This is a genomic window from Pseudomonas salicis (assembly GCF_057128705.1).
The window spans coordinates 23286-37691 of sequence record NZ_JBSKHU010000003.1; the positions used below are offsets into that span (position 1 = coordinate 23286).

A 14406-nucleotide genomic window follows, 5' to 3' on the forward strand; every position below is an offset into this window, starting at 1 on the left:
GGTGAGTCAGGCGACCTTCCAACTGCCTTCCGCCTCGCGCACGACGCCGCCGACCCAGTCCACGAACGCGCGGACGGTTGGCGACAGGTGGCGGTTCTTCGGGTAGAGCACCGAGAGCGGAACGGCGGGGGCAGGGCAGTTGGCCAAGACGTGCACCAGTCGTCCGCTGGCCAGGTGATGACGCACCATGTAGCTCCCGGCCCGGATCAGCCCCAGCCCTCCCAAGGCGCATTCGACGTAAGCGTCGGTGTCATTGACGATGAGGCGTTCCGGCATGCGGATGCAGCGCTCTTCGCCGTCCATCACGAAGTGCCACTCCAGCGACCGGGCCGTTCGGCTGGAGAGGTAACCCACGGCGTGATGGTCCGCCAGGTCTTCGAGCGTGTTCGGCGTGCCGTGCTCGGCGAGGTATTCCGGGGACGCGCAGACAATCCAGTCGAACGCGCCGATGCGCTTGGCCACCAGCGTCGGCGAGTCCTCGGGCGTGCCCGCGCGGATCACGCAATCGATCCCTTCCTGAATCAGTTCGACCGTGCGGTCCGCCATGGTCAGGGTGAGTTCGACGTCGGGAAAGCGCGCCTGGAAATCCTTGATCCGTGGCAGCACCACCAGCCGTGCCAGCGACAGCGTCATGTCCACCCGCAAGCGGCCTCGGGGCTTTCCGGCGGAACCGGGAAAGCTCGACTCGACCGCTTCGATGTCCGCCAGCAAGCGTCTGCATTGGTCGTAATACAGGGTGCCGTCCGGGGTCAGGCTGATGTGGCGCGTGGTCCTGCGCAACAGGCACACCCCGAGAAACGCCTCCAGTTCCTTCACTGACCGGGTGACCCGCGAAGGGGGCAGGGACAGGCTTTCGGCCGCGCGGGTGAAGCTGTGCATTTCAACCACACGGGCGTAGATCTGCATCGATTGAATACGGTCCACACGCTCTCTCCGGCTGTCAAAATTAATTGCAGTTGTAGCAATAAGCCCGGTTTTTTTCGAGGACTAAAAAAACCGATTCGCTTGATATCACTTGATTATCAGTGGGGGTTATTCCATTTCAGGCAATAAACATAGCCAAGTTTCGATCTAGATGGCCCCCGTGGGCGGCCTCAGACTGCGGGTATTCAACTTTGGAATCACTCGCATGAATCCCCTCAAAAAACAGCACCTGTTGGCGGTAGCCGTGCTTGCAGCCATCGGCGCTGGCAGTGCTTTCTGGAAGCCCGGCGCGGACGCTCAAGCCGAACCGGCCGCACCACTGCCCGCCGTGAAATACAAATCCGCCCAATTGCGCTGGGTCTCCGATTCCCAGGATTTTACCGGGCGTCTGGAAGCCGTCGATGTGGTGGACGTGCGCCCGAAAGTGGCGGGCACGCTGCTGACGGTGCACTTCAAGGACGGCCAGTCGGTGCGCCAGAACGATTTGCTGTTCACCATCGACCCTGCCCCCTTCGAGACCCAGGTGCGCCAGGCCCAGGCCAATGTGGCAGGCGCCGAAGAGCGCCAGCGGCACGCGAACGTCGAGCAGGCGCGGGGCAAGCGCCTGCTGGAATCGAACGCCATCGCCCGCAGGGATTTCGACACGTTCGACAATGCGGCCCGTGAAGCGGCGGCGGCGCTGAAAGGCGCGCAGGCCGCCTTGGCGCAGGCTCAACTGATGCTCAGTTACACCCAGGTCAGGTCGCCCATCGCAGGCCGTATTTCTCGCGCAGAAATCACCGTGGGCAACGTGGTCGCTGCGGGCGGCGACGCACTGCCGCTCACCCGAATCGTCTCCGACGGCAAGCTTTATGCCTCGTTCAACGTCGACGAGCAGAGTTACCTGCGCCTCATCGCGCCGTCGTTGCGCGCGGGCACGCAACCGGTGGTCAAGGTCGGCCTGGCCAACGATGACGCGTTCCCGTATTCCGCCCGCATCGAATCCCTCGACAACCAGATGGACACCCGCTCGGGCACGGTACGGGTGCGTGCGCGTCTGGAAAAAGTCAGCCCTGACATGCTCTCCGGTCTGCAAGCCCGGGTTCGGTTGCAAGGCGGTGCGCCGTACAAGGCGGTGATGGTCGATGAGACCGTCGTCGGCACCGATCAGGACCGCAAGTACGTACTGGTGATCAATGCGCAGAACAAGGTCGAGCGACGCTTCGTGGAACTGGGCACCTTACAGGGCACCGACCGCGTGGTGCGCAGCGGCGTAGAGGCCAATGAGAAAGTGATCGTGGACGGCGCCTTCCGTGCCATGCCCGGTGCCGAAGTCTCGGCGGTCGCGGCGGACGCGAAGCCCGCCGTTCAACCCGAATCGGCCAGCGCCGCCCTGGGAGGCCGGTCGTGAACGTCTCTAAGTTCTTCATCGACAGGCCGATCTTCGCCTGTGTGATCTCGGCACTGATCCTGCTCGCGGGCATCGTCTCGGCGTTCAACATGCCCGTCTCGGAATACCCGCAAGTCATCCCGCCTTCGGTGGTGGTCCACGCGCAATACCCCGGTGCCAACGCCAAGACCATCGCCGAAACCGTCGCCGCGCCGCTGGAGCAATCCATCAACGGCGTGCAGGACATGCTGTATATGGATTCCAAGGCCAGCGGCGACGGCCATCTGTACCTGACCGTGACATTCAAGCTGGGCACTGACCCGGACCGGGCGCAGCAGCTTGTGCAGACCCGCGTTTCCCAAGCTCAGGCGCGGTTGCCTGAAGACGTGCAGCGTCTGGGTGTCACGGCGATCAAGAACTCGCCGATCATCACCATCGCCGTGCACATGGTTTCGCCCAAGGGCACCTACGACAACAACTACGTCAGCAACTACGCCATTCTGCATGTGAAGGACCGTCTGGCGCGGATCGCCGGCGTGGGCGAAGTGTCGATCTGGGGCCCGGGCGGCTACGCCATGCGCGTGTGGCTGAACCCTGCGGCGCTGGCCGAGCGGGGGCTGAGCGCCAACGATGTGGCCGACGCCATTCGCCGTCAGAATATTCAGGCGGCCGTCGGCACCATCGGCAGCGCGCCGACACCGTCGAGCACCGCGTATCAGCTCAACGTCAACGCGGACGGGCGACTCAAGACTCCCGACGAATTCAAGAGCATCGTCATCAAGTCCGACGCCCGAGGCGCGATCACTCGCCTGGGGGACGTCGCACGCGTCGAACTGGGCGCCGAGGACTACGGCATTCGGGCCACTCTGGACAACGCGCCCGCCGTGGCCGTGACCGTGCAGGAAGCGCCCGGCGCCAACTCGCTGCAGATTTCCCGCGAAGTGCATCGGGTCATGGGCGAGCTGGAGAAGGACTTTCCGGAAGACCTGATCTATCGCGTCGTGTACGAACCTAGCCGTGCCGTTCAGAACGGTATCGATGCGGTCATCGAAACCCTGCTGGAGTCTGTCGCTCTGGTGGTGTTGGTGGTGTTTCTGTTCCTGCAAACCTGGCGCGCGTCGATCATTCCGCTGCTCGCGGTGCCCATCTCGATCATCGGCACGTTCACCTTCCTGCTGCTGGCGGGTTACTCCATCAACACCCTGTCGCTGTTCGGCCTGGTGGTGGCCATCGGCATTGTGGTGGACGATGCGATTGTGGTGGTGGAAAACGTCGAGCGAAATATTGCTAGAGGGTTGAATCCCCGGGAGGCGACCTATCAGGCCATGCGCGAAGTCAGCGGGCCGATCATCGCCATCGCGCTGACGTTGTCCGCCGTGTTCCTGCCCCTGGCGTTCCTCAGTGGCTTGACGGGTGAGTTCTATAAACAGTTTGCCGTCACCATCGCGATTTCGACGCTGATCTCCGCCGTGAACTCGTTGACGCTATCGCCAGCGTTGTCGGCCATGCTGCTCAAAGGGCATGACCAGGCACCCGACGCGGTGACCCGTGTGACGAACAAACTGTTCGGTCGATTCTTCAAGCGCTTCAACCGCACGTTCGATCGCGCCTCTGAAAGTTATGGCGGCAGCATCGGCGGCGTGGTGAAACGCAAAGGCGGCATGCTGGTGGTGTACGCCGCCTTGCTGGCAGCGACCTGGTGGCTGACAGGCCATGTCCCTGGCGGCTTCGTGCCCGCGCAGGACAAAGAGTACCTGGTGAGCCTGGCGCAGTTGCCCCAAGGCTCGACGCTGGATCGCACCGAAGCGATCATGAACCGCATGAACGAGATGGCCCTCAAGCACCCTGCGGTCATGGGAACCTCGGGTTACAGCGGCCTGTCGATCAACGCCGTGACCAAAAGCTCCAGCACCGCGCTGAGCTTCGTGCTGCTCAAGCCATTCAAGGACCGCCAAGGCATCAGTGCCAATCAAGTGGCGGCCGACCTGGCGAAAGAGTTCAGCACCATCGGCAACGCATTCACCGGTATTTTCCCACCGCCGCCGGTGTACGGCCTTGGGACGTTGGGTGGCTTCAAGCTGCAAATCGAAGACCGCGCAGACATGGGCTACGAAGAGCTTTACAAGGCCACGCAAGCGTTCATCAAAAAGGCTTCTGAAGCACCGGAGCTTGGCCCGTTGTTCACCACCTACACGGTGAACGTACCGCAACTGAAGCTCGACATCGACCGTGCGAAAGCGCAGCAGTTGGGCGTTGACACCCCGGCGGTGTTCAACACGCTGCAAGCCTTCCTGGGTTCGTACTACGTCAACGACTTCAACTTCCTGGGTCGTGTGTATCAGGTACGGATGCAGGCTGACAGTCAATTCCGCGCCAAACCCGACGACATTGGCCAACTGCATGTTCGCAGCAATTCTGGCGACATGGTGCCGATCGCCTCGGTCGCGAAGATCAGCCAGACCTATGGCCCGGATCAGGTCGTGCGTTACAACGGCTTCACCGCCGCTGACCTCGGCGGGAGCCCTGCGCCCGGCTACTCATCGGACCAGGCGATGGCAGCGATTCAACGGATCGCCTCTGAAACCTTGCCAGCAGGCATGACCTACGAGTGGACGGACCTGACCTACCAGCAAATCATCGCGGGCAACACGGCGGTGTGGATTCTGCCGCTCTGCGTGCTGCTGGTGTTCTTCGTGCTGGCCGCTCAATACGAGAGCCTGACCCTGCCGCTGGCGATCATCCTGATCATCCCGATGAGTATTTTCTCGGCGTTGCTCGGCGTGTGGCTGACCAAGGGGGACAACAACATCTTCACCCAGATCGGTCTGATCGTGCTCGTCGGGCTGGCGTCGAAAAACGCCATCCTCATCGTCGAGTTCGCCCGTGAACTGGAGATGGCCGGGAAGTCCACGGTCCAGGCTGTCATCGAGGCGTGCCGCCTGCGCTTGCGGCCGATCCTGATGACGTCCATGGCTTTCATCATGGGTGTGATTCCGTTGGTCATGTCGTCCGGCGCCGGTTCGGAAATGCGTCAGGCCATGGGGATCTCGGTGTTCTTCGGCATGATCGGCGTGACCTTTTTCGGGTTGTTCCTCACACCGCTGTTCTACGTGGTCGTCCGGGCGCTCAGTGGAGGAAAGCCACTGCACAGTGCCTCCCATCACGAAGCCCCTGCGCTCGTTACTCATCATCACGATCAACCGCAGCCGGAGCGTCTGGCATGAGCCACTTAACCCACGCAGGCGCGCGAGCCGCTCGCACGCCCCTGAATTTGCTCAGTGTCGCCGTCGGTCTTGCACTGCTGTCAGCTTGTTCGCTCGCGCCCGTCGAGCAACGTCCCGACCTGCACGTGCCTGCACAGTTCGTCGAGGCCGGTCAGCAGTCCGTCAAGCCGCTGACCCCGTCGGAAAACCCCGGTCGCTGGCAACCCGCAGCGCCTGCTGACACACAAAAACCGTCACCTTGGTGGACCGTACTGGGCGACCCGGTGCTTGAGCGACTGGAGGCTCAGGCGCTGGAGGCCAACCCGGACGTCAGCATCGCGATGGCCCGGCTCAAGCAGGCCCGCGCACTGACTGCACGCAGCGAGTCGGCGCGGTTTCCTGACATCAATGCAGGTTTCGGTCCGACCCGCCAGCGCACCTCGGGTGCCGCTGACGGATTTAACGATGGCGATCCGGGCACCACGCAAACCCTGTGGCGTGCCCAGGCCACCGTCGCCTACGAGGTGGATCTGTTTGGCCGCGTGTCGTCCAGCATCGCAGCGGCCGAGGCGGACGCGGCCCAGCAACAAGCGTTGGCGGATCAAATGCTGTTGCTGATTCAAGCCGACGTCGCGCGGACCTATTTCAGCCTGCGCCAACTGGAGGGCGAACGCCGGTTGCTGGTGGAAACGGTGACATTGCGCGAGGACACGGAGAAGTTGCTGGTGCGACGGCTCGACAATGGCGCGGTGGCCAATTACGTGGTCGATCAGGCACAGACCGAGCTGTATTCCGCTCGCGCCGAACAACTGGCGGTCGAGCAGCAATACGCGCTGACGGCACACGCACTGGCCACGTTGCTGGGTCAGGCACCGGCGGCGTTTTCGGTGGAAGGCAAACCGCTGGACCCGATCACCGTTCAACTGCCACCTGGCCTGCCCTCGACACTGCTTGAACGTCGGCCTGACATCGCCGCCGCCGAGCGGGCCATGGCGGCCGAGAACGCGAGGATCGGTGTCGCCAAGGCGGCGTTCTTCCCTTCGCTGTCGTTGACCGGCGGCCTGGGCTACGAGTCCACGGACCTGGGCAATCTGACGAATTGGTCGCAGCGCACCTTCCTGTTGGGGCCTTTGGTGGGCACGGCGTTGAACCTGCCGATCTTCGACGGCGGGCGGCGCAAGGCTGACATTGCACGGGTCCGCGCCGTTTACGAGGAGCGCGTCGGCGAGTACCGCAAAACCATGCTGCAGGCCTTCCGCGAGGTTGAGGATGCCTTGGTCTCGATGCGCACGCTGGATGAGCGAATCGTTCATCAGCGTGGCGCGCAAGAGGCGTCGTCCCGTGTGGCCCGGTCGGCCAAGTCGCGCTTCGACGAAGGCGATGTGGACTACCTGGTGGTGGTCGATGCAGAGCGCACGTTGCTGCGTAACCGGCAGTCGTTGATCCAGTCCGAAGGGGCGCGAGCCCGTGCCACGGTGGACCTGGTGCGCGCCCTCGGTGGCGGATGGCATGCCGATGAACGCCAGCAGGCGGGCGCTGCCGTCGATGTGCAGCAGCAGGGTCGTCGAGGTTGATCCAGCGTCAGCCCCAGCGGCTGACGTTCGTTGAAAGTGATGTGATGGGAGATTGGTTTTTATGTCCGTTTCAGATTTGTTCAAACCGCTGACGCTGCTCCACGGCCCGGCGATGAGAAACCGCTTCATGTTGGCGCCACTGACCAACCAGCAAAGTGACCACGACGGCACGGCCACTGAGTTCGATCAGCGATGGATCGAACAGCTCGCCCAAGGCGGGTATGGCTTGCTCCAGACCTGTGCCACCTACGTGGAAGCCAGCGGCATTGGTTTCGAACGGCAGTTGGGGATCAACTGCGACGCACAGCTGGAAGGCCTGACCAAAATGGCCCGCGCGATCCGGGCGGGTGGCGGCCTCTCGGCGGTGCAGTTGCACCACGCCGGGCATCGCGCCAACCCGCTGATTGGCGGGATTCCGGCCCCGGCGTCCAATTACACCGTTCCCGGCGTAAGGGCGTTGAGCACCGAGCAGGTCGAGCGCATTCGCGACAGTTTCATTGCTGGCGCTGTGCGAGCGGAAAAAGCGGGCTTCGACGGCATCGCGGTACACGGCGCGTTCGGCTGGATTCTCTCGGAGTTCATGTCGCCGATGTACAACGACCGCACGGACAAATACGGCGGTAACGTCGAGAACCGTGCGCGCCTGACCATTGAAGTCATCGAAGGGATCCGCAAGGCGTGTGGCCCTGATTTCCAGATCGGCTGGCGGTTGTCGGTCGAGCGGTACGGTCTGTTGCTGGATGAATTGCGGGATATCACGGCAGACATTCTTCAGCGTTCGCTCATCGACTACCTGGACCTGGCATTGTGGGATTCCGCGCAGATCGTTCAAGAGGGCACGTTCAAAGGGCAGAGCATGCTCAGCGTGTTCACCGACTTGCCACGCGGCGGTGTGCGGGTTGGCGCGGCGGGCAAGATCATGACCGCCCGACGTGCCGGTGAACTGCTGGATGAAGGCTGCGATTTCGTGCTGATCGGGCGGGCCAGCATCGTGCAACGGGATTTCCCGCGGCAGGTCTGGGAGAACCCGGCCTACGAAAGCCCCCAACTGCCAGTGCCTGCGCAGTATCTGCGTGACGGCGGACTGAGCGAGCGTTTCATCAATCACATGCGCGGCTGGCAGAGCTTCGTCATCCGGGGAAGCCTGTGAGCGTGCAGAGGGCACCCCATGCCGATTGACGGCCAGCACTTCCAGAAATTCGACCTCAATTCGCTGGTCACCTTTCTGATGGTGTATCAGGAAGGGGGCGTGTCGAAGGCGGCCCATGTCTTGAACGTGACGCAGCCAGCGGTCAGCAATGTGCTCAGCAAGTTGCGAAAGCGCTTTGACGATCCGCTGTTCGTGCCGTGCGGGCGTCACGTGCGGCCCACCACCAAGGCTGAGCGGATTGCGCAGACGCTCGCCCCCGCGATGGTGATCGTGCAGACGATCATCGCCGAGGGGGCGCAGAAGGAAGGACTTTGATCAACAAATTGCTGGCGATGGAAGTCTTCGTTCAGGTGGTGGATACGGGGGGATTCACCCGCGCCTCCGACACCATGAAGCTGCCCAAGGCGACGGTGACGACCCTCATTCAGTCTCTGGAGGCGTCGCTGTCGGTCAAGCTGCTGAACCGGACGACCCGGCACGTCAGCGTCACCGCCGAGGGCGCGTCGTTCTACGAGCGCTGCCTGCGCATTCTGTCAGAGGTGCGGGACGCGGAAGACGCCGTCTCCCGTAACCGGCTCAGTCCTTCGGGGCGGCTGCGGGTCGATGTGCCCACCGGGCTTGCCAGTGAAGTCATCATCCCGGCGCTGCCAGACTTCTTCGAACGCTACCCTGACATTTGCCTGGAGCTGGGGTGCAGCGACCGTCCGGTGGACCTTTTGGAGGAGGGGGTGGACTGCGCGATACGGGGCGGTCGTCAGCTCGCGGATTCTCGCTTGATTGCCCGTAGTGTCGGCACGATGCACTACGCCACCTGCGCGTCACCGGCCTACCTGGAGCGCCACGGCCGTCCTCTGCACCCCAATGACCTCATCCATCACCGCTGCGTCAATTATTTCTCCGCACGCACCGGCAAGATGTTCGATTGGTACTTCACCCGAGCGGGGGAGCGCGTGCAGGTGGCCCTGTCCAGCCACATTGCGTTGAGCGACAGCTATGCCTATACCGCAGCGGGACTGTCCGGCCTTGGCATCGTACAAATGGCCAATTTCCTGATGGCACCGTTGGTCAGTGAAGGCCGGCTGGTGAGCGTGCTGGAGGACTGGTTCAATGAGCCGCTGCCGGTGTACGCGGTGTACCCGGAAAACCGCCATCTCTCGACCAAGGTGCGGGTGTTTGTCGACTGGATCATCGAGCTGTTCGCCAACACCCGCACCTTGCGCCGGGAACCCGCATCGGGGGCGGCGCAAGGTGTGGAGTGAGGGATCACATCACCCGATGTTCAAGGGTCATGCGGCGCGGACGTCTTCTGCGATGAGGGCTGCGCGCACGGTTGGACGCTGCTCCATCCGGGCCAGGAATGTCTGGATATGGGTGTAGCCCGTGATGTCGATGTTCACACGCGAAGGCCACGACAGCACGTTGTATAGATAGCCGTCCGCGAGGCAGAACTGCTCGCCCAGCACATAGTCATGGGTCGAAAGATGTTCGTTGATGTACGCAAACACTTTGCCCAGATTGCCGTCGGCGAATCGGGTCTTGGACTCCGCGTCCACGAACGGGGAGAACATCACGGCCATGCCTTTGTGCAGGTCGGTCGCAATGTAGTTCAACCATTCCATGGCCTTGTAGCGCTGCCGGGTGCCGAGGGCAGGCAGCAGTTGACGCTCTGGATGCTGGTCAGCGATCCACTGCAGGATGACGGCGCCTTCGGTGATGACATCGCCATTGTCCAGTTGCAGCGCCGGGACGAAGCCCTTGGACGTCACGGCGTGATAGTCGCCTTCTTGGGTTTGCTTGGTGCCGAAGTCGACCTTGACCAGTTCAAAATCCAGCCCGGCCTCACGCAACGCGATTTGCGGCGACAGCCCACAAGAGCCAGGAGAAAAATACAGCTTCATAATCACCTCTGTTTACGCGAACGACAGGTTCGTTACTTGAAAAACGGTATGAAATCCGCAGCATCGTGACGCTCACGCAGGGACGTTCCCGGTGCGCCGGAGGTGCGATTGACGATGCGGCCTCGGGCCACGGCGGGGCGTGCGGCGATGGCGTGATACCAGCGCATCAGGTGGGTGTACTCCTCGACCGCGAGAAACGCGTGGGTGCCGTAGACCCCGAACAGACTGCCCGGATGCCAGGGCCACACGGCCATGTCGGCAATGGTGTATTGATCGCCTGCCAGGTATTCGTGGGAGGCCAGGTGGGTGTCCAGTACATGCAGCTGGCGTTTGGTTTCCATGGCGTAGCGGTCGATGGCGTATTCGATTTTGATCGGTGCATAGGCATAGAAATGGCCCAGTCCACCGCCCACGAATGGCGCCGTGCCCATCTGCCACATCAGCCAGTTGAAGGTCTCGGAACGTGCACGTGGCTCGCTCGGGAGAAAGGCGCCGAAGCGTTCTGCGAGGTACACCATGATGGAGCCGCTTTCGAAGACCGGCAGGGCAGGGTTCATCGAGTGATCCACCAATGCCGGAATTTTCGAATTGGGGTTGATGCCGACGAAACCACTGCCGAACTGGTCGCCCTTGAAAATATCGATCAGCCACGCGTCGTACTCGGCGCCTTCGTGTCCGAGGGCGAGCAATTCTTCCAGCAGAATCGTCACTTTCTGGCCGTTGGGCGTGCCCTGGGAATACAGCTGAAGCGGGTGCTTGCCCACCGGCAGCGCCTGTTCGAAGCGTGCGCCCGAGTCGGGGCGGTTGATGCTTGCGAATTGGCCGCCGTACACCGTTTTCGGCTGCCACACGGCGTCAGGCAGGTACCCGGCGGGTTGATTGTCTTGCGCGTTATCGGTCATGGCTCACTCCGTGACATCCCGAAAGATGGGCGGTATGAAAAAGGGAAAGCGAGGGCCGTTCAACAGGGCTGAACGGCATGAGGAAACTCTATCGAGTCGGGAAAAACCCATATACGGGCAGAGGACGAAATGAGTGTTCAGGGGACTGAACAATCCCGTCGTTACGACGGGATTGGCCGGGCTTGAGAGGGCAGGCGACTACCAGTGAACCATCGGCAGGCCCGCCACCGGGGATTTGAAATACGGAATGCGGTCGCCCCGCAGGGTGCCGATGTACACGGTGGACAGGTCGGCGCCGCCAAAGGTGATGCTGGTGAACCAGGGCGCGATGGTGCCGCCGCACGCCAACATCAAGTCTGCGGTGGCCTTGTCTTCTGCGAACGCGGCGAGCAGGGCCTTGCCTTCGGCACTGCCGTTGTCGTCGTCGAGGATGATCTTCATGTCACCCTGGGGCGTGATCGCGAACACCCGGTCCAGCATGATGTGCGTTCCCCACAGGTTGCCGAAGGCGTCGAAGGTGATGCCGTCGATGAAGCCGTTGTGATTCGAGGGGCCGAACACTTCGCGATCCACCAGCGACCCGTCTTCGAGCACACGCAATCGGGTCACGCGCATGCCACAGGTTTCGGCGACGTACAGCCATTCCTCGTTGGCATCGAGCCTGATTTCGTTGGTGAAGTGAAACCCTTCGGCCACGACCCGCAGCACGCCGTGCTGGTACAGCGCAATGTAGCCGTCTGAGATGTTGGGGCTCATGGCCGTCATCCAGTTCACCGTACGGGTGGAAATCGTCATCCAGATGCGGTCCTTGCTGTCCCGCAGCACGAAATTGACTTTGCCGATGGGCAGGCCATCGATCGTGTCGGCCATGACGCTGAAGTCGCCCTGTCGGCTCATCAGCTCCAGACGGTCGGTGCCGAAGTTGGAAATGATGATGTCGCCGTTACGGGCGAACGCCAGGCCGTTGGGCAAACTGCCGGTGGTCAGTCGAGAGGCCTCTTCGGAAGGGTTCGACACCGTGGCGCCCGTCGTTTGTTTGGGAAGAATCAACTGCTGGCTGCCGTCGGGCTGAATGTGCACCACGCCACCCCGGGCGTCCGCTGTCCATAAAGAACCGTCGCGCTCGGCCAGAATGCATTCCGGGCGCTGTAAGTTATTACCGATGTAATGAAGATCGTCAGTGGTGACGATAAAAGCATCTATTGGATTGCCAGGCATCGAACAATACCCCTGTTTATTATCATTGTGAGTGATGAAAGTTGTCGGTAACCGACCGCCAGGATTGAAAAATCCCAATGGGAAGGGTAGGCTTCCGACCGTGTATTGAGGAATGGATTAGATCAATACCACGCGTGGACCGTATAAATATAAGAACAGAGGAGAGGGGCGATGAGGTTTAACCGTTTGGACTTAAACCAGTTGGTCGCGCTCGACGCCTTGTTGCGGGAAAAAAGCGTATCGAAAGCGGCAGAGCGGATTTATCTGAGCCAGTCCGCCATGAGCAATTCGCTGACCCGACTCAGAGAGTATTTTCAAGACGAACTGTTGGTGCCTACGGGCAGAAAAATGGTCATTACATCACTCGGTGAACGCCTGGCACCGGAAGTAAAGTCCATTCTAATCAGCATTCAAAAAGTCACGCAGATCCGGGAAACGTTCGATATTTCAGAGGTCGATGCCGAGGTGTCGATCATTGTGTCCGACTACGTCAGCAGCGTGTTCATGCCGGCCGTGGTGCGGGCTGTGGCGTTGGAAGCCCCGAATGTCAGGATTCGCATGTCGATCCTGAACGGCTCCTATCTGGACCGCCTCGACCGGGGCGAAGTGGATTTCGTCATTGCCCCGGAGAACTTTACCCATCCCGCCCATCCCACCGAGTTTCTGTTCCAGGACCGTTTTTGTTGCGTGGCGTGGGACCAGAACGCTGCCATCAAAGCAGGCGTGAAGTTCGAGGATTATCAAAAGCTGGGTCACGTGGTGACGCAAATCGAAGAGGGGCGTACGGCGTTGTTCGAAGACTGGTTCCTCGCCAAGTATGGAAAGGTCAGACGAATAGAAGTGATTTGTCCGTACTTCAGCTTATTGCCCAGTCTGGTCGTGGGCACGAACCGTATTGCCACGGTGCATCATGAGTTGGCGAAGTTGTATCAGTCGACATTTCCCATCGCGATATACGAACTTCCAGTCGAGATGCCCATCTTCAAAGAGTACATTCAATACCACAAATCCTTTGGCTCCGATCAGGTCTCCCTGTGGTTTCGCGATTTGTTGCATCGCGTCGCCGCGCAAATGAACAGTGGCGTCAAACAATAACTCAGCGATACCGATTCATAGGCGCCCGTCTTGCAATTTATGCAAGACGGGCGATTCAAACGCCGTCAGTTACTTGCTCTTGACGGTGGGCACGCTGCCTTCCAGGTATTTGACGACCCAGCCCGGTTCTTCTTTCAGGAACGGTGGGATGTTGTGTACATAATGCGCGAAGCCGAACGTCGGTTCCTCCCAGTCGCGGGGTATCCAGTTATCGTCGACGTAATCGGCGTCCGCGCCATATTCGGCTTCTCCACCGGCCGGGCAGGGCACGTAATAAAACAGCCCGGAATCGATGCGGTGACGACCCAACCCGAAATGGGATTTTTCCCAGCCCTTACGTTCCATGTAATTGGCGCCGACCATCAGTTCGTCAATGTCCTCGACGCCGAAGTTGGCGTGATGAAAACGCACTTCCCCGACATTGCCACCGAAGGGCAGATTGGCGTTCAGGAAGAAGATGTTGTGGTGGTTGTTGGCCCCGTCCGCGCGGGCATAAATGCCGAAGGTGCGTTGGTGGTCCGACAGCCTGAACCCCAGCCGTTCCTTCATGAAGGCGAATGTCTTTTCGTAGTCTTGAACCGCGAACACCACGTGCTGGATCACCTTGGGGCGTGCCCGCAGACGCCACTTGCGGTGCTGATTGAGCCGATTGATCCGACCGGGCGAGTTCAGCGCATCGGGGGCCGTCAGTACGGTTTTCCGGGAGTAGACCCGAAGCGCCATCGCCAACCCGCAATCGGTCTGGAAATGCACAGTGCCGTCTGCATCGAACCTGAGGTCCCGGTCACGCCCCAACTGCTGCGCCAACGTCTCCAGCGACGCCCGCGAGTCCACGCCCCAAATGGTTTCGAGCACGCCGCTGCCAATCACACTGGACGCGGGCAGCGACGGGTCGCCCAGCAGTCGAAGGACCACATGGGAGCCTTCCTCCAGCCGGAAGAGGCTGGAGTCGGTGTCCTGATGAATGAGCGGCAGGCCGAAGTCTTCAAAGAAGCGGGTTGATTCGCTCAAATCCTCGACGCCATAGACCAGACTTTCTATTCCGATAATTGCCATTGAATCACCCTCTGAGT

12 protein-coding genes are annotated in these 14406 nt (G+C 61.1%); 7 read left to right on the forward strand and 5 right to left on the reverse strand.

Annotated elements, in window-relative coordinates; all coding sequences use genetic code 11:
• Window positions 1–6: 6 nt before the first annotated feature.
• Entirely contained in the window at window positions 7–924 is a 918-nt protein-coding gene (locus ACWKWE_RS10830) for a LysR family transcriptional regulator (protein WP_341963361.1), read from the reverse strand.
• 205 nt (window positions 925–1129) lie between these two features.
• Here ACWKWE_RS10830 and ACWKWE_RS10835 point away from each other — a divergent pair, with 205 nt between their 5' ends.
• The 6 genes from ACWKWE_RS10835 to ACWKWE_RS10860 all read left to right on the forward strand — a co-directional run bounded on the left by ACWKWE_RS10835 (window position 1130) and on the right by ACWKWE_RS10860 (window position 9479).
• Window positions 1130–2314, forward strand: coding sequence for an efflux RND transporter periplasmic adaptor subunit (locus ACWKWE_RS10835; protein WP_483850503.1), 1185 nt, complete (start codon window positions 1130–1132; stop codon window positions 2312–2314).
• Window positions 2311–5517: an efflux RND transporter permease subunit gene (locus ACWKWE_RS10840; RefSeq protein ID WP_483850504.1), complete on the forward strand. Its 3207-nt coding sequence runs from the start codon at window positions 2311–2313 to the stop codon at window positions 5515–5517. Before ACWKWE_RS10835 ends, ACWKWE_RS10840 begins: the two co-directional genes overlap by 4 nt.
• Window positions 5514–7070, forward strand: a complete 1557-nt coding sequence (locus ACWKWE_RS10845; RefSeq protein ID WP_483850505.1) for an efflux transporter outer membrane subunit — start codon at window positions 5514–5516, stop codon at window positions 7068–7070. The genes ACWKWE_RS10840 and ACWKWE_RS10845 overlap by 4 nt, the downstream gene beginning before the upstream one ends.
• A gap of 61 nt (window positions 7071–7131) precedes the next feature.
• Entirely contained in the window at window positions 7132–8220 is a 1089-nt protein-coding gene (locus tag ACWKWE_RS10850) for an NADH:flavin oxidoreductase (protein WP_483850506.1), read from the forward strand.
• An 18-nt stretch (window positions 8221–8238) separates the two neighbouring features.
• Complete coding sequence (locus ACWKWE_RS10855) at window positions 8239–8535, forward strand: LysR family transcriptional regulator (RefSeq protein WP_483850507.1); 297 nt, start codon at window positions 8239–8241, stop codon at window positions 8533–8535.
• On the forward strand, window positions 8532–9479 hold the full coding sequence (locus ACWKWE_RS10860) for a LysR family transcriptional regulator (protein ID WP_483850508.1): 948 nt from the start codon (window positions 8532–8534) through the stop codon (window positions 9477–9479). Before ACWKWE_RS10855 ends, ACWKWE_RS10860 begins: the two co-directional genes overlap by 4 nt.
• A 27-nt stretch (window positions 9480–9506) precedes the next feature.
• Here ACWKWE_RS10860 and gstA read toward each other — a convergent pair whose 3' ends face one another.
• From gstA to ACWKWE_RS10875, 3 genes are all read right to left on the reverse strand, one after another.
• Complete coding sequence (gene gstA, locus ACWKWE_RS10865; protein WP_166598185.1) at window positions 9507–10118, reverse strand: glutathione transferase GstA; 612 nt, start codon at window positions 10116–10118, stop codon at window positions 9507–9509.
• A 32-nt stretch (window positions 10119–10150) separates the two neighbouring features.
• On the reverse strand, window positions 10151–11020 hold the full coding sequence (yghU, locus tag ACWKWE_RS10870) for a glutathione-dependent disulfide-bond oxidoreductase (protein WP_483850509.1): 870 nt from the start codon (window positions 11018–11020) through the stop codon (window positions 10151–10153).
• 198 nt (window positions 11021–11218) lie between these two features.
• Window positions 11219–12238, reverse strand: coding sequence for an SMP-30/gluconolactonase/LRE family protein (locus ACWKWE_RS10875; protein ID WP_483850510.1), 1020 nt, complete (start codon window positions 12236–12238; stop codon window positions 11219–11221).
• A 171-nt stretch (window positions 12239–12409) separates the two neighbouring features.
• On the opposite strand from ACWKWE_RS10875, the gene ACWKWE_RS10880 reads away from it, so the two are divergent.
• Window positions 12410–13333, forward strand: coding sequence for a LysR family transcriptional regulator (locus tag ACWKWE_RS10880; protein WP_483850511.1), 924 nt, complete (start codon window positions 12410–12412; stop codon window positions 13331–13333).
• Window positions 13334–13402: 69 nt separating this feature from the next.
• Here the strand turns inward: ACWKWE_RS10880 and ACWKWE_RS10885 are convergent, their stop codons facing one another.
• The gene (locus tag ACWKWE_RS10885; RefSeq protein ID WP_483850512.1) at window positions 13403–14389 is read right to left on the reverse strand and encodes a VOC family protein; all 987 of its coding nucleotides are present in this window, start codon (window positions 14387–14389) and stop codon (window positions 13403–13405) included.
• Window positions 14390–14406 lie beyond the last annotated feature (17 nt).

Excerpts from the sequence above, each read along its gene's own strand:
- gstA (WP_166598185.1), bottom strand. The coding sequence starts at position 10,118 with ATGAAGCTGTATTTTTCTCCTGGCTCTTGTGGGCTGTCGCCGCAAATC.
- ACWKWE_RS10875 (WP_483850510.1), bottom strand. The coding sequence starts at position 12,238 with ATGCCTGGCAATCCAATAGATGCTTTTATCGTCACCACTGACGATCTT.
- ACWKWE_RS10845 (WP_483850505.1), top strand. The coding sequence starts at position 5,514 with ATGAGCCACTTAACCCACGCAGGCGCGCGAGCCGCTCGCACGCCCCTG.
- yghU (WP_483850509.1), bottom strand. The coding sequence starts at position 11,020 with ATGACCGATAACGCGCAAGACAATCAACCCGCCGGGTACCTGCCTGAC.
- ACWKWE_RS10855 (WP_483850507.1), top strand. The coding sequence starts at position 8,239 with ATGCCGATTGACGGCCAGCACTTCCAGAAATTCGACCTCAATTCGCTG.
- ACWKWE_RS10880 (WP_483850511.1), top strand. The coding sequence starts at position 12,410 with ATGAGGTTTAACCGTTTGGACTTAAACCAGTTGGTCGCGCTCGACGCC.
- ACWKWE_RS10850 (WP_483850506.1), top strand. The coding sequence starts at position 7,132 with ATGTCCGTTTCAGATTTGTTCAAACCGCTGACGCTGCTCCACGGCCCG.
- ACWKWE_RS10885 (WP_483850512.1), bottom strand. The coding sequence starts at position 14,389 with ATGGCAATTATCGGAATAGAAAGTCTGGTCTATGGCGTCGAGGATTTG.
- ACWKWE_RS10835 (WP_483850503.1), top strand. The coding sequence starts at position 1,130 with ATGAATCCCCTCAAAAAACAGCACCTGTTGGCGGTAGCCGTGCTTGCA.